The organism is Salmonella sp. A1325, from assembly GCF_056991255.1.
Window position 1 is genome coordinate 53,383 of the sequence record NZ_JAMLWO010000013.1, and the last position, 18,251, is coordinate 71,633.

General features: G+C 54.1%; 16 protein-coding genes. 11 read left to right on the forward strand and 5 right to left on the reverse strand.

Going from position 1 to position 18,251, the window contains the following annotated elements; genetic code table 11:
* Positions 1–84: 84 nt before the first annotated feature.
* Positions 85–1,035, forward strand: a complete 951-nt coding sequence (gene corA / locus NAZ64_RS20235) for a magnesium/cobalt transporter CorA (protein ID WP_000947139.1) — start codon at positions 85–87, stop codon at positions 1,033–1,035.
* A 73-nt stretch (positions 1,036–1,108) separates the two neighbouring features.
* On the opposite strand, the gene rarD is transcribed toward corA, so the two are convergent.
* Both rarD and yigI read right to left on the reverse strand, forming a co-directional pair.
* Positions 1,109–2,005: an EamA family transporter RarD gene (gene rarD / locus NAZ64_RS20240; protein WP_000339079.1), complete on the reverse strand. Its 897-nt coding sequence runs from the start codon at positions 2,003–2,005 to the stop codon at positions 1,109–1,111.
* Positions 2,006–2,048: 43 nt separating this feature from the next.
* Positions 2,049–2,516 carry an acyl-CoA thioesterase YigI gene (gene yigI, locus NAZ64_RS20245; protein WP_001277136.1) on the reverse strand — a complete coding sequence of 156 codons (468 nt, stop codon included), beginning with the start codon at positions 2,514–2,516 and terminating at the stop codon, positions 2,049–2,051.
* A gap of 164 nt (positions 2,517–2,680) precedes the next feature.
* On the opposite strand from yigI, the gene pldA reads away from it, so the two are divergent.
* From pldA to rhtC, 3 genes are all read left to right on the forward strand, one after another.
* Entirely contained in the window at positions 2,681–3,550 is an 870-nt protein-coding gene (gene pldA / locus NAZ64_RS20250) for a phospholipase A (RefSeq protein ID WP_001201692.1), read from the forward strand.
* Between the two features lie 83 nt (positions 3,551–3,633).
* Positions 3,634–5,463: an ATP-dependent DNA helicase RecQ gene (gene recQ, locus NAZ64_RS20255; protein WP_001518200.1), complete on the forward strand. Its 1,830-nt coding sequence runs from the start codon at positions 3,634–3,636 to the stop codon at positions 5,461–5,463.
* Positions 5,464–5,526: 63 nt separating this feature from the next.
* Complete coding sequence (gene rhtC / locus NAZ64_RS20260) at positions 5,527–6,147, forward strand: threonine export protein RhtC (RefSeq protein WP_000928812.1); 621 nt, start codon at positions 5,527–5,529, stop codon at positions 6,145–6,147.
* Between the two features lie 39 nt (positions 6,148–6,186).
* Here the strand turns inward: rhtC and rhtB are convergent, their stop codons facing one another.
* Positions 6,187–6,807 carry a homoserine/homoserine lactone efflux protein gene (rhtB, locus tag NAZ64_RS20265; protein ID WP_000142520.1) on the reverse strand — a complete coding sequence of 207 codons (621 nt, stop codon included), beginning with the start codon at positions 6,805–6,807 and terminating at the stop codon, positions 6,187–6,189.
* Between the two features lie 110 nt (positions 6,808–6,917).
* Here rhtB and pldB point away from each other — a divergent pair, with 110 nt between their 5' ends.
* The 3 genes from pldB to NAZ64_RS20280 all read left to right on the forward strand — a co-directional run bounded on the left by pldB (position 6,918) and on the right by NAZ64_RS20280 (position 9,730).
* Positions 6,918–7,934, forward strand: coding sequence for a lysophospholipase L2 (gene pldB, locus NAZ64_RS20270; RefSeq protein WP_000487685.1), 1,017 nt, complete (start codon positions 6,918–6,920; stop codon positions 7,932–7,934).
* Between the two features lie 15 nt (positions 7,935–7,949).
* Positions 7,950–8,750, forward strand: a complete 801-nt coding sequence (yigL, locus tag NAZ64_RS20275) for a sugar/pyridoxal phosphate phosphatase YigL (protein ID WP_023233069.1) — start codon at positions 7,950–7,952, stop codon at positions 8,748–8,750.
* Between the two features lie 80 nt (positions 8,751–8,830).
* Positions 8,831–9,730, forward strand: coding sequence for a carboxylate/amino acid/amine transporter (locus tag NAZ64_RS20280; RefSeq protein WP_001196257.1), 900 nt, complete (start codon positions 8,831–8,833; stop codon positions 9,728–9,730).
* Here the strand turns inward: NAZ64_RS20280 and metR are convergent.
* Positions 9,618–10,571, reverse strand: coding sequence for an HTH-type transcriptional regulator MetR (gene metR / locus NAZ64_RS20285; protein ID WP_000569786.1), 954 nt, complete (start codon positions 10,569–10,571; stop codon positions 9,618–9,620). The genes NAZ64_RS20280 and metR overlap by 113 nt on opposite strands.
* 248 nt (positions 10,572–10,819) lie before the next feature.
* On the opposite strand from metR, the gene metE reads away from it, so the two are divergent.
* Both metE and NAZ64_RS20295 read left to right on the forward strand, forming a co-directional pair.
* Positions 10,820–13,084 (forward strand): 5-methyltetrahydropteroyltriglutamate--homocysteine S-methyltransferase, encoded by a 2,265-nt coding sequence (gene metE / locus NAZ64_RS20290; RefSeq protein WP_220569518.1) that lies wholly within the window; start codon positions 10,820–10,822, stop codon positions 13,082–13,084.
* A gap of 334 nt (positions 13,085–13,418) precedes the next feature.
* Positions 13,419–14,762 (forward strand): anaerobic sulfatase maturase, encoded by a 1,344-nt coding sequence (locus NAZ64_RS20295; protein ID WP_220569517.1) that lies wholly within the window; start codon positions 13,419–13,421, stop codon positions 14,760–14,762.
* A gap of 79 nt (positions 14,763–14,841) precedes the next feature.
* On the opposite strand, the gene NAZ64_RS20300 is transcribed toward NAZ64_RS20295, so the two are convergent.
* Positions 14,842–15,654: a dienelactone hydrolase family protein gene (locus tag NAZ64_RS20300; protein ID WP_000213959.1), complete on the reverse strand. Its 813-nt coding sequence runs from the start codon at positions 15,652–15,654 to the stop codon at positions 14,842–14,844.
* A 258-nt stretch (positions 15,655–15,912) separates the two neighbouring features.
* Here NAZ64_RS20300 and udp point away from each other — a divergent pair, with 258 nt between their 5' ends.
* Together udp and rmuC are read left to right on the forward strand one after the other, a co-directional pair.
* Complete coding sequence (gene udp / locus NAZ64_RS20305; protein WP_000045169.1) at positions 15,913–16,674, forward strand: uridine phosphorylase; 762 nt, start codon at positions 15,913–15,915, stop codon at positions 16,672–16,674.
* A 139-nt stretch (positions 16,675–16,813) separates the two neighbouring features.
* Positions 16,814–18,244 carry a DNA recombination protein RmuC gene (gene rmuC, locus NAZ64_RS20310; protein WP_000355562.1) on the forward strand — a complete coding sequence of 477 codons (1,431 nt, stop codon included), beginning with the start codon at positions 16,814–16,816 and terminating at the stop codon, positions 18,242–18,244.
* Positions 18,245–18,251 lie beyond the last annotated feature (7 nt).

Here is an 18,251-nt window from a genome sequence, read left to right on the forward strand (position 1 = left end):
GGCTGTTTAATGGTCTGAAACCCAATTTGTTTCTGTGTGCCCATCTGAACTGTCCGATATTTTTACGCATTGGGAGTCCCGGTCATGCTGAGCGCATTTCAACTGGAAAAAAACCGACTGACCCGGCTGGAAGTCGAGGAGTCACAAAGCCTGATTGATGCCGTATGGGTTGATTTGGTCGAACCGGACGACGACGAGCGATTGCGCGTACAATCTGAGCTGGGCCAGAGTCTGGCGACGCGTCCTGAACTGGAAGATATCGAAGCATCCGCGCGCTTCTTTGAAGACGAAGACGGATTGCATATCCACTCCTTCTTCTTCTTCGAAGATGCGGAAGATCATGCCGGTAACTCTACGGTGGCATTCACTATTCGCGATGGCCGTCTGTTTACGCTGCGTGAACGCGAACTGCCCGCCTTCCGTCTGTATCGTATGCGCGCCCGCAGCCAGGCGATGGTCGACGGTAATGCATACGAATTACTGCTCGATCTGTTCGAAACCAAAATTGAACAGTTAGCGGATGAAATCGAAAACATCTACAGCGATCTGGAAAAACTGAGCCGCGTCATTATGGAAGGGCATCAGGGCGATGAATACGACGAAGCGCTCTCCACGCTGGCGGAACTGGAAGATATCGGCTGGAAGGTACGCCTGTGTCTGATGGATACCCAGCGCGCGCTGAACTTCCTGGTGCGCAAGGCGCGCTTACCGGGCGGGCAGCTGGAGCAGGCGCGTGAGATCCTGCGCGATATCGAATCTCTGCTGCCGCACAATGAATCGCTGTTCCAGAAGGTGAACTTTCTGATGCAGGCGGCGATGGGTTTTATCAACATCGAGCAGAACCGCATTATCAAAATCTTCTCGGTGGTTTCCGTGGTGTTCCTGCCGCCGACGCTGGTCGCTTCCAGCTATGGGATGAACTTCGAGTTTATGCCGGAACTGAAGTGGAGCTTTGGTTATCCAGGCGCGATTATCTTTATGATTCTGGCGGGGCTTGCGCCGTATCTGTACTTTAAGCGCAAGAACTGGCTGTAATATTGTGCCTGGTGGCGCTACGCTTACCAGGCCTACAGGATCAGGCATTTACGTCGCCATCCGGCAAAAAACGCTACATTTTCATGCGCGGTCTGCGATGGGTATAGACAGCATCCATCACGAAAATCGCCAGCGCGACCCAGATAAACGCAAATGTCACCATCTTATCCGCGCCCGGCACTTCGCCATAAAACGTCACCGCCAGTAAAAACATCAGCGTTGGGCCGATATACTGAAAGAAGCCCAGTGTAGAAAGACGCAGACGCGTAGCCGCTCCGGTGAAGCACAGCAGCGGAATCGTAGTGACCACACCCGCCGCCATTAACAGCAAGTTCAACGATAGTGCGTTTTGCCCCATATGGCTGGTGGCGCTATCCGCAATGCCAAACAGATAAATTGCCGCGACCGGCAACAGCCATAGCGTTTCGACCAGCATACCCGTCTGCGCTTCAACGGCGATCTTCTTACGCACCAGGCCGTAAAACGCAAAACTAAACGCCAGCCCCAGCGCGATAATCGGCAGCGAGCCAAAGGTCCAGAGTTGCACCAGCACGCCGCACACCGCCAGAATCACCGCCAGCCACTGCATTCGACGGAAGCGTTCGCCAAGAAAAATCATCCCCAGCAAGATGTTAACCAGTGGATTAATGAAATAACCCAGGCTGGCCTCCAGCATATGGTGATTATTTACCGCCCAAATGAATAATAGCCAGTTACCGCCGACCAGTACGGCGGACAGGGCCAGCAGGAAAATCTTCTTTGGCGTTTTCAGTAAGCGCTTCACCTGTCGCCACTGCCGGCTGACGCTAAGCAGCGCCACCATAAAGAAAAATGACCAAATCACGCGGTGCGTCAGGATCTCATCTGCGGGAACGTAATAGATCAGCTTGAAATACGCGGGGGCGATCCCCCAAATAAAATAGGCGGCAAGAGCGAGTAATACGCCCTGCCGTGTTTGTTTTGCGTCCATCCGGAAAACTCGTATCTGAAGTGTAACAACACTTTACCTGCTTTTATCCCACCATATAAGTAGCGGTGGCGCTGGCGATGTACAGCTGATCTTCATTGTGTAATTCCACGCGGGCGACGGCCACTTTATTCCCTGCGCGCAGCAGGCTACTGGTGGCCGTAAAGCGGTTGCCTCTGCCCGGACGCAGGTAATCGACGCGCAGGTCAATCGTTCCCATCCGCGACAGGCGCTGGCGTAGTTCATCTTCGCTGATGGTTTCGTGGCGAGTTAGCGTGCTGCCGACGCATACCAGTCCGGCGGCGACATCCAGCGCAGAGGCGATCACGCCGCCGTGTAAAATGCTTTGCGCCCAGTTGCCGACCATCATCGGCTGGTTGTTAAAGGCCAGTTGGGCGAACGCTTTTTCATAGCGTTCCAGCTCCAGCCCTAACGCCCGATTAAACGGCATGTGGTAGACAAACATTTCACCCACTAATTTCAGAGCTTGTTCAGCGGTAAGTACAGCGGACATAGATTCCTGACACCTCATTGGTTAATGAAATGTTGATATTATGCTTCTTAATTGTTGTTTTCTACTTTAAGAAGGGATAACTAACGGCTATGTGTGTAAATATGTAAAAATGGTTGGCAGAGAATGATTCAAGCTGAAAATACTTCGTCAGGAGAACGTCAAGAATGCGGGCGATTTTGAGAGGGTTGTTGCCAGCCACGCTACTGCCATTAGCGGCATATGCACAAGAAGCTACGATAAAAGAGGTTCATGATGCGCCTGCAGTACGGGGAAGCATCATCGCTAACATGCTACAGGAGCATGATAACCCTTTTACGCTTTACCCTTATGACACGAACTACTTGATCTACACGAACACCAGCGATCTGAACAAAGAGGCCATAAGTACCTACAACTGGTCTGAAAACGCACGTAAAGATGAAGTGAAATTTCAGTTGAGCCTGGCGTTTCCGCTGTGGCGTGGAATACTGGGGCCGAACTCGGTACTGGGCGCTTCCTATACGCAGAAATCCTGGTGGCAGCTTTCCAACAGTAAAGAGTCTTCGCCGTTTCGCGAAACCAACTACGAACCGCAGCTTTTTCTTGGTTTTGCTACCGATTATCGCTTTGCCGGCTGGACGCTGCGTGACGTAGAGATGGGCTACAACCATGACTCTAACGGACGTTCGGACCCCACCTCGCGTAGCTGGAACCGTCTGTATACCCGTCTGATGGCCGAAAACGGTAACTGGCTGGTAGAGGTCAAACCGTGGTACGTGATTGGCAGTACCGACGATAATCCGGACATCACCAAATATATGGGTTATTACCAGCTTAAAATCGGTTATCACCTGGGCGAGGCGGTATTAAGCGCCAAAGGCCAGTACAACTGGAATACAGGCTACGGCGGCGCGGAAGTTGGATTAAGCTATCCGGTCACTAAACATGTCCGGCTTTATACCCAGGTGTACAGCGGCTATGGCGAATCGCTGATCGACTATAATTTTAATCAGACACGTGTCGGCGTCGGCGTGATGCTTAACGATATCTTCTGATTGGATCGTGTTTTAAACATTGCAGTTTCTCTCGCAGGCGCTGAAAATAGCGCCTGTTTTGATTTATGGTGAACGGGGTTAATGTGGCGCAGGCGGAAGTGTTGAATCTGGAATCAGGGGCCAAACAGGTTTTGCAGGAAACCTTTGGCTACCAACAGTTTCGCCCGGGCCAGGAAGCGATTATTGATACTGCGCTCTCCGGTCGCGACTGTCTGGTCGTCATGCCCACCGGCGGCGGCAAATCTCTGTGCTATCAAATCCCCGCGTTGTTGCTGGATGGATTGACCGTCGTCGTTTCGCCTCTGATCTCGTTGATGAAAGACCAGGTCGATCAGCTACTGGCGAACGGTGTGGCGGCGGCCTGTCTGAACTCCACTCAAAGCCGCGAGCAGCAGCTTGAGGTGATGGCGGGGTGCCGTACCGGACAGATTCGTCTGCTGTATATTGCGCCGGAACGCCTGATGCTGGACAACTTTCTTGATCATCTGGCGCACTGGAATCCGGTATTGCTGGCGGTGGATGAGGCGCACTGTATCTCGCAATGGGGGCATGATTTCCGTCCGGAATATGCGGCTCTCGGTCAGCTTCGCCAGCGTTTTCCCGCTTTGCCGTTCATGGCATTGACCGCCACCGCCGACGACACCACGCGCCAGGATATTATTCGTCTGCTTGGGCTTAACGATCCGTTAATCCAGATCAGTAGCTTTGACCGACCGAATATCCGCTACATGCTGATGGAGAAGTTTAAGCCGCTCGACCAGCTAATGCGCTATGTTCAGGAGCAACGCGGCAAATCGGGTATCATCTACTGTAACAGTCGGGCGAAAGTGGAAGATACCGCCGCGCGCTTGCAAAGTCGCGGCATTAGCGCGGCGGCCTATCATGCGGGGCTGGAAAACGCTATTCGCGCCGATGTGCAGGAAAAATTTCAGCGCGACGATCTGCAAATCGTGGTGGCGACCGTCGCTTTTGGAATGGGCATAAACAAACCTAACGTACGTTTCGTTGTGCATTTCGATATCCCGCGCAATATTGAATCCTACTATCAGGAAACGGGCCGCGCCGGGCGCGACGGACTGCCTGCGGAAGCCATGCTATTTTACGATCCGGCTGACATGGCCTGGCTACGTCGTTGTCTGGAAGAGAAACCAGCCGGACAGCTTCAGGATATTGAACGGCATAAACTGAATGCGATGGGCGCTTTTGCCGAAGCGCAAACCTGCCGACGCCTGGTATTGCTTAATTACTTTGGCGAAGGCCGACAAGAACCGTGCGGCAACTGCGATATCTGTCTTGATCCGCCCAAACAATATGATGGCTTAAACGATGCCCAGATTGCGCTTTCTACCATTGGTCGGGTTAACCAGCGTTTTGGCATGGGCTACGTTGTCGAGGTGATCCGCGGCGCGAATAACCAACGCATCCGCGATTTCGGTCATGACAAACTCAAGGTTTATGGCATGGGACGCGAAAAGAGCCATGAGCACTGGGTGAGCGTGATTCGCCAGCTCATTCATCTGGGGCTGGTAATGCAAAATATTGCGCAGCACTCCGCATTACAGTTGACGGATGCCGCGCGTCCGGTACTCCGTGGAGACGTTCCGCTAAAGCTTGCGGTGCCGCGCATCGTCGCCCTCAAACCCCGCGTGATGCAGAAATCGTTCGGCGGTAATTACGATCGCAAATTGTTCGCTAAGTTGCGCAAGCTGCGTAAAGCTATCGCTGATGAAGAGAATATCCCGCCGTATGTGGTCTTTAACGACGCCACGCTGATAGAAATGGCGGAACAGATGCCGGTTTCCGCCGGCGAGATGTTAAGCGTTAACGGGGTTGGGATGCGCAAACTGGAGCGCTTCGGGAAAGAATTCATGGCGCTCATCCGCGCGCATGTCGATGGTGATGACGAAGAGTAGTCAGCCCGGCAAAAAAGTGCCAGGATGGTGACTCACTGAACTATTTCCCCGCGAGCCATTTTTATGTTGATGCTATTTTTCACCGTGGCAATGGTGCACATCGTTGCGCTAATGAGCCCCGGCCCCGACTTTTTCTTCGTGTCTCAAACTGCCGTCAGCCGTTCGCGTAAAGAAGCGATGATGGGCGTACTGGGTATTACCTGCGGCGTGATGGTATGGGCGGGCGTGGCGCTGCTTGGCCTGCATCTCATCATCGAAAAAATGGCCTGGCTGCATACGATCATTATGGTAGGTGGCGGCCTGTACCTGTGCTGGATGGGCTATCAGATGCTGCACGGCGCGCTGAAAAAACAGGATGCGGCGGCGTCTTCTCCGCATATTGAACTGGCGCAGAGCGGGCGCAGCTTTCTCAAAGGGCTGTTGACCAATCTGTCGAATCCGAAAGCGATTATCTATTTTGGTTCCGTTTTTTCACTGTTTGTCGGCGATAACGTCGGCGCTGCGGCGCGCTGGGGTATTTTCGCGTTAATTACCCTGGAAACGCTGGCCTGGTTTACCGTAGTCGCCAGCCTGTTCGCGCTGCCGAAAATGCGCCGCGGCTATCAGCGTCTGGCGAAATGGATTGATGGCTTTGCCGGCGCTCTGTTTGCGGGCTTTGGTATTCACCTGATTATTTCGCGCTAATTTACTTCCGGGCCGGATAAACATCATCCGGCACGACTATCACGCGTGTCTTGCCGACGCCAGGAGCGCGCCTACCAGCATAAACAACGAGCCAAACGCTTTATTCAGCGCCTTCATCTGCTTTGGTCCTTTAATCCAGGCGGCAATGCGCTGCGCCAGCGTGGCGTAACCGGTCATCACAATCATATCCACCACAATCGTGGTGACGCCGAGAATGAGGTACTGCGCCAGTTGCGGTTGCTGCGGCATGATGAATTGCGGAAACAGGGCGGCAAGAAAGACAATGCTTTTGGGATTGGTTAGATTGACAAATATCGCCCGTTTGAACAGTCGACCCCGCGATTGCGTCTGGGCGAGGGTATGCAGATCGATAGCGCCTGCGGCGCGCCATTGCTGGATACCCAGCCAGATAAGATAAGCCGCGCCAGCCCATTTCAGAATTTCAAAAGCGATGAGCGAGCGCGAAAAGAGCGTACCCAGTCCGACGCCCACCAGTACGATATGTATCCCCAGCCCGGTCTGGAGTCCGGCGATAGAAGCCGCTGCGCCACGATATCCATGGTTGATAGACGTCGTCATGGTATTGATGGCGCCTGAACCCGGAGAAAGACTCAGCAGAGTTGAGGTCAGTAGATAGGCGAACCACCATTCAAAGGTCATGCGAAACTCCCTGGTTGTCTGTTTTTGTGCCACAATACGCTACTGCCGCTGTGTTGTGTCAGGCACGACGCAAAAAACGATTTTACCTGGTAAACGAGGCCGAAAACCCGATGTTTCAGCAGCAAAATGACTGGGAAACAAGAGAAAATGCGTTTGCCGCTTTTGCTATGGGGCCGCTGACCGATTTCTGGCGTCAGCGGGAAGAGGCGGAGTTTATCGGCGTGGGTAACATTCCGGTGCGCTTTGTCCGTTTTCGAAATGATTCCAACGATCGGACGATCGTCATTTGTCCTGGCCGCATTGAGAGTTATGTAAAATACGCTGAACTGGCGTATGACCTTTTTCATCTCGGTTTTGATATCTTCATCATCGACCACCGTGGTCAAGGGCGCTCCGGGCGGATGTTATCGGACCCGCATCGGGGTCATGTCGATCATTTTAACGATTATGTTGAGGACTTAGCGGCGTTCTGGCAGCAGGAAATTGAGCCGGGGCCGTGGCGTAAGCGTTATATCCTGGCGCACTCAATGGGGGGCGCGATAGCCACTCTGTTCCTGCAACGCCATCGTGTGCGGTGCGACGCTATTGCGCTCACCGCGCCGATGTTTGGTATTGTGATACGCTTGCCTTCCTTTATGGTGCGCCATATTCTCGACTGGGCCGAAGGGCACCAGCGTATCCGTGAAGATTACGCTATTGGTACCGGTCAGTGGCGGGCGTTGCCGTTTGGGATGAATGCGCTGACCCACAGCCGCCAGCGTTATCAGCGCAACTTACGATTTTATGCCGACGAGCCGCAGCTGCGCGTTGGCGGCCCCACCTGGCATTGGGTACGCGAAGGCATTCTGGCGGGTGAGCAGGTTCTGGCTGGGGCGAGCGATGACACGACGCCTACGCTACTGATTCAGGCGGAAGAAGAGCGGGTAGTGGATAACCGCACCCACGATCGTTTTTGTGAAATTCGCGCCGCGGCGGGATACCCTTGTGAAGGGGGAAAACCGCTGGTTATCAAAGGCGCGTACCATGAGATCCTTTTTGAAAAGGACGCCATGCGCTCAGTCGCGCTTAACGCCATTGTTGAATTTTTCAACAAGCCTAATTTATCCAGCGGAAATCGCTTTGCTTAGAGGTTAAATTTTATTATGTATCAGGTTGTTGCGTCTGATTTAGATGGCACGCTGCTCTCCCCCGACCATACGTTGTCCCCTTATGCCAAAGAGACTCTGAAGCTGTTGACCGCACGCGGCATCCATTTTGTCTTTGCCACTGGTCGTCATCATGTCGATGTAGGGCAAATCCGCGATAATCTTGAAATCAAGTCTTACATGATCACCTCCAACGGCGCGCGAGTGCACGATACCGACGGGAATTTGGTTTTTACGCATAATCTGGACAGCGACATTGCCAGAGACCTGTTCGGGGTGGTGAATGCGAACCCGGACATCGTGACTAACGTTTATCGCGACGACGAATGGTTTATGAATCGTCATCGCCCCGATGAAATGCGTTTTTTCAAAGAGGCGGTATTTAACTACTCGTTGTTTGAGCCTGCGCTGCTGGAGCCGGAGGGCGTCAGCAAAGTGTTTTTCACCAGCGACACTCATGAAAAGTTGTTGCCGCTGGAGCAGGCGATTAACGCGCGCTGGGGCGATCGGGTAAACGTGAGCTTCTCCACGCTAACCTGTCTGGAAGTGATGGCGGGCGGAGTGTCGAAAGGTCATGCGCTGGAAGCGGTCGCTCAGGCGATGGGGTACAGCCTGAAAGAGTGTATCGCCTTTGGCGACGGAATGAACGACGCTGAAATGCTCACGATGGCGGGCAAAGGCTGCATCATGGGCAATGCGCACCAGCGTCTGAAAGACCTGTATCCCGAACTTGAGGTGATCGGCATCAACGCGGATAACGCCGTGCCGCATTACCTGCGCGATCTTTTCTTACGCTGATGTGATTGTTTGTTAGTTGACCAGTTGTCAACTTCACTCTCCGCTACAATGGGTGTTCCCTGTTTTAAGAGACATCCATTGTGGCGCTACTCATCATTACCACTATCCTGTGGGCTTTCTCCTTTAGTCTATTTGGCGAGTATCTTGCCGGGCATGTCGATAGCTATTTCGCGGTGCTGATACGCGTTGGGCTGGCGGCGCTCGTTTTTCTGCCGTTTTTGCGTACTCGCGGGCACAACCTAAAAACCATCAGCCTGTATATGCTGGTGGGGGCGATGCAGCTTGGCATCATGTATATGTTGAGCTTCCATGCTTACCTCTACCTGACCGTATCCGAACTGCTGCTGTTTACCGTTCTGACGCCGCTCTATATCACGCTGATTTACGATGTGATGAGTCAGCGTCGTTTGCGCTGGGGCTATGCATTTAGCGCGTTGCTGGCGGTGATTGGTGCCGGGATTATTCGCTACGATCGCGTGACCGACCATTTTTGGGTCGGTTTGCTCCTGGTGCAGCTTTCTAATATCAGTTTCGCTATCGGAATGGTGGGGTATAAACGTCTGATGGAGACCCGTCCCATGCCGCAGCACAACGCCTTTGCATGGTTCTATCTGGGGGCGTTTTTGGTGGCGGCGGTGGCGTGGTCGCTGTTGGGGAACGCGCAAAAGCTGCCGGAAACCACGCTGCAATGGAGCATTCTGGTGTTTCTCGGCGTGGTGGCGTCCGGCATTGGCTACTTTATGTGGAACTATGGCGCTACCCAGGTAGACGCCGGGACGCTGGGTATCATGAATAATATGCATGTTCCCGCAGGACTACTGGTTAATCTTGCCATCTGGCATCAGCAGCCCCACTGGCCAAGCTTTATTACAGGCGCGGCTGTGATCCTGGCTTCGCTGTGGGTGCATCGAAAATGGGTCGCTCCGCGCTCCGCACAAACGGCAGATGATCGCAGGCGTGATCCCGCGTCGAGCGAATAAACGCCTCGGTCACCGCCTGACGCTGGTCGCCGTCGCGCACGGCGGCATACAGGCGGCTCCACAGACCATCGCCCAGGGTTTTGGTCACCACCAGACCCTGGCGCTCAACGCTTTCCACCACCCAGTGCGGCAGGGCGGCAATACCCATTCTGGCCGCCACCATCTGAATCAGCAGTAGCGTATTATCCACGCTTTTCAGCAGCGGACTGATACCCGCCGGTTGCAGGAAATGTCGCCAGACATCCAGTCGGCTGCGCTGCACCGGGTAAATCAACAGCGTTTCGCTGGCTAAATCTTCCGGCGTAATCTGCGTTTTGCTGGCCAGCGGATGGTCGGGCGCCAGCACCAGTCGGACTTCAAAATCAAACATCGGCGAATAATGCAGCCCGCTGCGCGGCAAAATATCCGACGTCATCACCAAATCCAGCTCGCCTTGTTGCAAGGCCGGTTGCGGATCAAAAGTGACGCCGGATGTGAAATCCATTTCTACCTGCGGCCAGCTTGCACGGAAGTTTTCCAGCGCCGGGGTCAGCCACTGAATACAGCTATGACATTCAATAGCGATGCGCAGACGAGTTTGCTGCGGTTCGTTGCACGCCTGCAGCGCACGGCTGATTTGCGGCAGCACCTGGTTTGCCAGTTGCAACAGAACTTCCCCCTGCGGCGTAAAGCGCAGCGGCTGGCTTTTACGCACGAACAGGCGGAAGCCAAGGCGTTGTTCCAGATCGCTGAACTGATGAGACAGAGCGGATTGAGTCTGGTGCAGCACCGCAGCAGCAGCAGCCAGCGATCCACTATTCCGCAATGCCTGGAGTGTTTTCAGATGTTTAATTTCGATCATGAAAGTCCTTCACTTCGCCATGAACAAATTGCGCTTGAGGAATATACAGTACCTTTACATTATGGATGTGTAAACATCCAGACGTCTAAAACTCGTCATATTTCGACTTGCAGATGCGTTGGCTTCCTTGCTTACCCCAGTCACTTACTTCAGTAAGCTCCTGGGGATGCGCTGTGTCGCCGCCTTCCTGCAAGCCGAACTATTTAGAGTTTTACTTTCAGATTCAATAAAATAAGAGAGGAAGTAAAATGACAATATTGACTCACACCCTCGGTTTTCCTCGCGTTGGCCTGCGTCGCGAGTTGAAAAAAGCGCAAGAGAGCTACTGGGGGGGGAACTCAACGCGTGAAGCGTTACTGGCGGTGGGGCGCGAACTGCGCGCGCGTCACTGGGAGCAGCAGAAACAAGCGGGTATTGACCTGTTACCGGTAGGCGACTTTGCCTGGTACGACCATGTTCTGACCACCAGCCTGCTGTTAGGCAATGTGCCGGCTCGTCATCAGAACAACGACGGTTCCGTGGACATCGACACTCTGTTCCGCATTGGCCGCGGTCGCGCGCCAACCGGCGAACCGGCGGCGGCAGCGGAAATGACCAAATGGTTTAATACTAACTATCACTACATAGTACCTGAGTTCAGCAAAGGCCAGCAGTTCAGACTCACCTGGACACAGTTGCTGGAGGAAGTGGACGAAGCGCTGGCGCTGGGGCATAAGATCAAACCCGTACTGCTGGGGCCTGTCACGTATCTGTGGCTGGGTAAAGTGAAAGGCGAGCCGTTTGACCGCCTGACGTTGCTGAAAGACATTTTGCCGGTGTATCAGCACGTGCTGGCTGAACTGGCAAAACGTGGTATTGAGTGGGTCCAAATTGATGAGCCAGCGCTGGTGCTGGAACTGCCGCAGGCGTGGCTGGATGCCTTCAAACCGGCTTACGACGCGCTCGCCGGCCAGGTGAAGCTGTTGCTGACGACCTATTTTGAAGGCGTGACGCCAAACCTGGACACTATTATCGCGCTACCGGTACAGGGGCTACATGTTGACCTCATTCATGGCAAAGATGATGTAGCGGAACTGCATCAACGTCTGCCGGTCGACTGGCTGCTCTCCGCAGGCTTGATTAACGGGCGTAATGTCTGGCGCGCCGATTTGACCGAAAAATACGCGCAGATTAATGCCATTGTGGGCAAACGCGCGCTGTGGGTAGCATCCTCCTGCTCTTTGCTGCACAGCCCGATCGATCTCAGCGTCGAAACGCGTCTGGATACGGAAGTTAAAAGCTGGTTTGCCTTTGCGCTGCAAAAATGCGGTGAACTGGCGTTGCTGCGCGATGCGCTGAACAGCGGCGAAACGGCGGCGCTTGAGGAATGGAGCGCACCGATTCAGGCTCGTCGTCACTCCCGTCGCGTACATAATGCCGCGGTAGAAAAACGCCTGGCGGCGATCACCGCGCAGGACAGCCAGCGTGAGAATCCGTATGAGGTGCGCGCTGAAGCGCAACGCGCCCGCTTTAAACTTCCCGCCTGGCCGACGACGACTATCGGTTCGTTTCCGCAAACCACGGAAATTCGCGGTCTGCGTCTGGACTTCAAAAAGGGCAACCTCGACGCGAACCACTACCGCACCGGCATCGCCGAACATATCAAACAGGCTATCATCGAGCAGGAGCGTTTAGGGCTGGATGTGCTGGTACACGGCGAAGCCGAGCGAAACGACATGGTGGAATACTTCGGCGAGCATCTGGACGGCTTCGTCTTTACCCAGAATGGTTGGGTGCAAAGCTATGGCTCCCGCTGTGTGAAACCGCCGGTAGTGATTGGCGATATCAGCCGTCCGGCACCGATTACCGTGGAGTGGGCGAGGTATGCCCAGTCGCTGACCGACAAGCCGGTAAAAGGGATGTTGACTGGCCCGGTGACTATTCTTTGCTGGTCATTCCCCCGCGAAGACGTGACCCGCGAAACGATTGCGAAACAGATTGCGCTGGCGCTGCGTGATGAAGTCGCGGATCTGGAGGCGGCGGGGATCGGGATTATTCAGATTGACGAACCGGCGCTGCGTGAAGGTTTACCATTGCGTCGCAGCGACTGGGACGCCTATCTGGAATGGGGTGTGGAAGCCTTCCGCATCAACGCGGCGGTGGCGAAGGATGAAACTCAGATCCACACCCACATGTGTTACTGCGAGTTCAACGACATTATGGATTCGATCGCCGCGCTGGATGCGGATGTGATCACCATTGAGACCTCCCGCTCGGATATGGAGTTGCTGGAGTCGTTCGAAGCGTTCGACTACCCGAACGAAATCGGGCCGGGCGTGTACGATATTCACTCGCCGAACGTGCCGAGCGTCGAGTGGATTGAAGCCCTGCTGAAGAAGGCGGCACAGCGTATTCCGGCACAACGCCTGTGGGTGAATCCGGACTGCGGTCTGAAAACTCGCGGTTGGCCAGAAACCCGCGCGGCGTTAGCGAACATGGTCAAAGCGGCGCACAATCTGCGTCAGGCGAAATAACCCATCCTGACCGCTGCGTTTATCCGGCAGCAATGCGGCGCTACCCTTTGACGGGTAGCGCCCGTGTCTGACCTGATTAACAGCGCCTCTTTCTTCTCATTTCCCTTTTTCTTATTTTCCGCGCTGTCTTTTTCAGGATCTGGCTATTTGGCGATCTTGATAATAAAAAGGTTCTCCGTATGAATAACAATCAGGCGGATAGCGTCCCCGGAAGCAGCGCGGCGGATTTTATTGCCTCGCAGATCGTTTTTCCTGTCATGATCGCCCAGCGCTCTCATAGCACAAAACGAGGTTTTCCATTCTGTTATGTTCCCTGGCGACGATAAACGTCGCATTGTCTCATGGCGCTGGTGAACCTTATTTTTTAACGGAGATGTCTGACATGGCGGTAGCAGGTTGTCACGTAATGGCCAAACCCGGCGGCGCGATCTGCAATATTGATTGCACATATTGCTTCTATCTTGAAAAAGAGGCGCTGTACCCGGAACGCAATAAAAACTGGCGGATGTCGGACGAGACGCTGGAACAGTTTATACGCCAGCATATTGCCGCGCAGAGTGGCGACCGTATTGACTTTGCCTGGCAGGGCGGCGAACCGACCATGATGGGGCTACCGTTTTTCCGTCGGGTTGTCGCATTATGTGAAAAGTACGGCGATGGGCGAAAAATCACTCATGCGTTGCAGACGAACGGCATCCTGGTGAATGACGAGTGGGCGCGCTTTTTCGCTGAACAGCATTTTCTCATCGGTCTCTCTATCGACGGCCCGGCGTCGTTACACAACCACTATCGGCTTAATCGCGCTGGAAAAGGAACTCATGAGCAGGTCGTCGCAGCAATGGCGCGGCTTAAAGCGCACCATGTCGACTTTAATACCTTAACCGTCGTGGGAAAACATAACGTCGGTCATGCAGCAGACGTCTACGAATTTCTTCTGGCGGCGGGATCGCGTTTTATTCAGTTTATCCCGCTGGTGGAGCGAATGAGCACCGATAACTCATCGGTACTTAATCTGGTGATGCCCGGCGAAAGCGCGGCGACGCTGGCGCCATGGACGGTACCGTCGTGGCAATATGGCGAATTTCTCAACCAGATCTTTGATATCTGGGTTCGTCGCGACGTAGACCGCGTCTATGTGCAGATGTTTGACGTGGCGTTAGCCGCCTGGACGGCGCAGCAGCCGATACTGTGTGTGCATTCCGAGACTTGTGGACATGCCTTCGCGTTGGAGTCGAACGGCGATCTCTACAACTGCGACCACTTTGTCTACCCGGAGCATCTGCTGGGGAATATCCACCAGCACAGCATCAAAACCTTAAATAATAGCGAGCGGGCTATTGCGTTTGGCGAGGCCAAGCGGGAGACCCTGACCGCCGATTGTCGTCGCTGTGACTACCGCTTTGCGTGTCATGGCGGCTGTCCGAAGCATCGCTTTGCCGTCTCGCCGTCCGGTCATCCTGCGCATAATTACTTGTGTGCGGGCTATAAGCATTTTTTCCAGCACGTTACGCCGTATATGAATGCCTGGCGGGAGCTGCTGGCGCAAGGCTATCCGATGGCATCGATCATGCGCTGGCTGGCGCAGGACGCGCGTAAAGACACAGGAGCCGTCAGTCGTAACCATCTCTGTCCCTGCGGCAGCGGCAAAAAATATAAAAAATGCTGTGGTAAAGCATAGCTAATGTGGCGATGACGCTTTGTTGAGCCTACACCGACTCCGGTCTCGTAGGCCCAACAAACATCGTAATGCGCTGTGGTTAGCCTTTTTTCCCACCGTACTGCGCGAACCATTCCAGCATTCTTTGCCAGCCGTCTTTCGCCGAGGCTTCGTGGTAGCCCGGACGATAATCGGCATTAAACGCGTGCCCTGCATCGGGATAGACCACGATTTCCGCCTTCGCATTAGCGGCGCGTAGCGCCTGACGCATGGTTTCCACGCTCTCCTGTGGAATACTGGTATCCTGCCCGCCGTATAAACCCAGTACCGGCGCGTTAAGATCGGTGGCAATGTCAACGGGATGCTTCGGCGAATTGAGTGACGTGTCGCCCACCAGCTTGCCGTACCACGCTACCGCCGCTTTTAACTGTGGGTTGTGCGCGGCGTATAGCCAGGTAATCCGGCCTCCCCAACAAAAACCGGTGATCATTAGCCGATGCGCATCCCCGCCGTTGCGCGAAGCCCAACTGGCGACGTGATCCAGGTCGGCAAGGACTTGCGAATCGGGTACTTTAGCCACCAGCCCGCTCAATAATGTGGGTATATCGGCGAAATCATTGGGGTCGCCTTCGCGGAAATAGAGCTCCGGCGCGATAGCGAGATAGCCTTCCAGCGCCAGTCGTCGGCAAATATCGCGAATGTGTTCATGTACGCCAAAAATTTCCTGTACCACAATGACCACAGGCAGCGCGCCGTCGCTCGCTTTTGGTCTGGCGTAATAGGCTGGCATATCGTCGCCCTGAGAGGGAATCGACGTTATCCCCGCGCTAATGGCCCCATCAGGCGTATGAATCATCGTAGGGGCAAGTGGGGAAGCTGCAGGTGCAAAGCCGGATGGATGTGTCGTTGTCATGGTATTCTCCGTACCCTTAAAAAATAGCGCAATCTTAACTATAGACAGTATGTAACAAACCACATTGCCTTAAAGCGGCTATCTTTTGTGCAATGCCTGGCGATATTGATTATTTATTGTGATGTGCATCACTTTTTAATGGTAAGCGAGTGCAATTGTTTTACGCCATAGTGATGGCTGTCACGAAAATATCTTTATGCCTTAGGTAAAGTGTCTCTTTGCTTCTTCTGACAAACCCGATTCACAGAGGAGTTTTATATGTCCAAGTCTGATGTTTTTCATCTCGGCCTCACCAAAAACGATTTACAAGGGGCCCAGCTCGCCATCGTCCCTGGCGATCCTGAGCGTGTGGAAAAGATCGCCGCGCTGATGGATAAGCCGGTTAAGCTGGCATCTCACCGCGAATTCACCTCCTGGCGCGCTGAGCTGGATGGCAAAGCAGTTATCGTTTGCTCTACCGGTATCGGCGGCCCGTCTACCTCTATTGCCGTGGAAGAACTGGCGCAACTGGGTATTCGTACCTTCTTGCGTATCGGCACCACGGGGGCTATTCAGCCGCACATCAACGTCGGCGACGTTCTGGTAACGACCGCATCCGTACGTCTGGATGGGGCGAGCCTGCATTTTGCGCCGATGGAATTCCCGGCGGTTGCCGACTTTGCCTGCACCACTGCGCTGGTTGAAGCCGCGAAATCGATTGGCGCCACGACTCACGTTGGCGTAACCGCCTCTTCCGACACTTTCTATCCGGGTCAGGAACGTTACGACACCTATTCTGGCCGCGTTGTGCGTCGCTTCAAAGGTTCTATGGAAGAGTGGCAGGCGATGGGCGTGATGAACTACGAAATGGAATCCGCTACGCTGTTAACCATGTGCGCAAGCCAGGGGTTACGCGCAGGTATGGTGGCGGGCGTTATCGTCAACCGTACCCAACAAGAGATTCCGAATGCGGAAACGATGAAACAAACTGAAAGCCACGCGGTGAAAATCGTCGTGGAAGCGGCCCGTCGTCTGCTGTAATTCTCCTCTCTTTTGCAAAGGCCGACGCGTTCGGCCTTTTCTTTTTGCGTGGCGCCTCGCAGGAAATCCCTTTTAAACTGGACGTTTATACAGCACAATTCTATTTTGTGCAGGACAGTGTGGTTCCAGGAGAGGTGTTGTGGATATTACTCTTATGATAAGCGCCGTCGTGGCGCTGGCGGCTGGGGCGGTGATTGGCTGGCTGGCGACGAAAGCGCACGCCGATCAAATCCGCGCCGATCTTATCGAAGAACGGCGTGAGCTGGATATCGAACTTAGCGCGGCCCGGCAGCAATTAGCGCAAGAAGCGCACTGGCGCAGTGAATGCGAGTTACTTAATAACGAACTGCGTAGCCTGCACAGTATTAATACCTCTCTGGAAGCCGATCTGCGTGAAGTCACGACCCGTCTGGAAGCGACTCAGCAACACGCGGAAGACAAAATCCGTCAGATGATCAACAGCGAACAGCGTTTAAGCGAGCAGTTTGAAAATCTGGCGAACCGTATCTTTGAACACAGTAATCGTCGCGTAGACGAACAAAACCGACAAAGCCTGAATAGCCTGCTGACGCCGCTGCGTGAGCAACTGGACGGTTTTCGCCGCCAGGTTCAGGAGAGTTTTGGCAAAGAAGCGCAGGAGCGGCATACGCTGGCGCACGAAATTCGTAATTTGCAGCAGCTTAACGCGCAAATGGCGCAGGAAGCGATCAACCTGACGCGCGCCCTGAAAGGGGACAATAAGGCGCAAGGAAACTGGGGCGAAGTTGTGCTGGCGCGGGTGCTGGAGGCATCCGGACTGCGTGAAGGCTACGAATACGAAACCCAGGTTAGTATTGAGAACGATGCGCGCTCGCGGATGCAGCCGGATGTCATCGTCCGCTTGCCGCAGGGCAAAGATGTGGTCATCGACGCTAAAATGACGTTGGTCGCCTACGAGCGTTACTTTAACGCTGAAGATGACTACACGCGCGAGGCCGCTTTACAAGAGCACATCGCCTCGGTGCGCAATCATATTCGCTTACTGGGGCGTAAAGACTACCAGCAGCTTCCCGGCCTCCGCTCGCTGGACTATGTTCTGATGTTTATCCCCGTAGAACCCGCTTTCCTGCTGGCGTTAGATAAACAGCCCGAACTGATAACCGAGGCGCTGAAAAATAACATTATGCTGGTAAGCCCCACGACGCTACTGGTGGCATTACGGACAATCGCCAACCTGTGGCGCTATGAACACCAGAGCCGCAATGCGCAGCACATCGCAGACAGAGCCAGTAAGCTTTACGATAAAATGCGGCTGTTCGTTGATGATATGTCAGCGATCGGTCAGAGTCTGGATAAAGCGCAGGATAACTACCGCCAGGCGATGAAAAAACTTGCGTCGGGGCGTGGCAACGTTTTGGCGCAGGCGGAGGCCTTCCGGGGGCTAGGCGTGGAAATCAAACGCGAGATTAATCCGGATTTAGCGGAACAGGCCGTTACGCAAGATGAAGAATATCGTTTACGATCGATCCCTGAAGGGCGGCAGGATGAACATTATCCCAATGATGAACGGGTGAAGCAGCAGTTAAGTTAACCCATAC

What these genes read in the sequence shown, in the direction of transcription:
- corA (WP_000947139.1), top strand. Translation starts at nt 85, where the DNA reads ATGCTGAGCGCATTTCAACTGGAAAAAAACCGACTGACCCGGCTGGAA.
- rarD (WP_000339079.1), bottom strand. Translation starts at nt 2,005, where the DNA reads ATGGACGCAAAACAAACACGGCAGGGCGTATTACTCGCTCTTGCCGCC.
- yigI (WP_001277136.1), bottom strand. Translation starts at nt 2,516, where the DNA reads ATGTCCGCTGTACTTACCGCTGAACAAGCTCTGAAATTAGTGGGTGAA.
- pldA (WP_001201692.1), top strand. Translation starts at nt 2,681, where the DNA reads ATGCGGGCGATTTTGAGAGGGTTGTTGCCAGCCACGCTACTGCCATTA.
- rhtC (WP_000928812.1), top strand. Translation starts at nt 5,527, where the DNA reads ATGTTGATGCTATTTTTCACCGTGGCAATGGTGCACATCGTTGCGCTA.
- rhtB (WP_000142520.1), bottom strand. Translation starts at nt 6,807, where the DNA reads ATGACCTTTGAATGGTGGTTCGCCTATCTACTGACCTCAACTCTGCTG.
- pldB (WP_000487685.1), top strand. Translation starts at nt 6,918, where the DNA reads ATGTTTCAGCAGCAAAATGACTGGGAAACAAGAGAAAATGCGTTTGCC.
- yigL (WP_023233069.1), top strand. Translation starts at nt 7,950, where the DNA reads ATGTATCAGGTTGTTGCGTCTGATTTAGATGGCACGCTGCTCTCCCCC.
- metR (WP_000569786.1), bottom strand. Translation starts at nt 10,571, where the DNA reads ATGATCGAAATTAAACATCTGAAAACACTCCAGGCATTGCGGAATAGT.
- metE (WP_220569518.1), top strand. Translation starts at nt 10,820, where the DNA reads ATGACAATATTGACTCACACCCTCGGTTTTCCTCGCGTTGGCCTGCGT.
- NAZ64_RS20300 (WP_000213959.1), bottom strand. Translation starts at nt 15,654, where the DNA reads ATGACAACGACACATCCATCCGGCTTTGCACCTGCAGCTTCCCCACTT.
- udp (WP_000045169.1), top strand. Translation starts at nt 15,913, where the DNA reads ATGTCCAAGTCTGATGTTTTTCATCTCGGCCTCACCAAAAACGATTTA.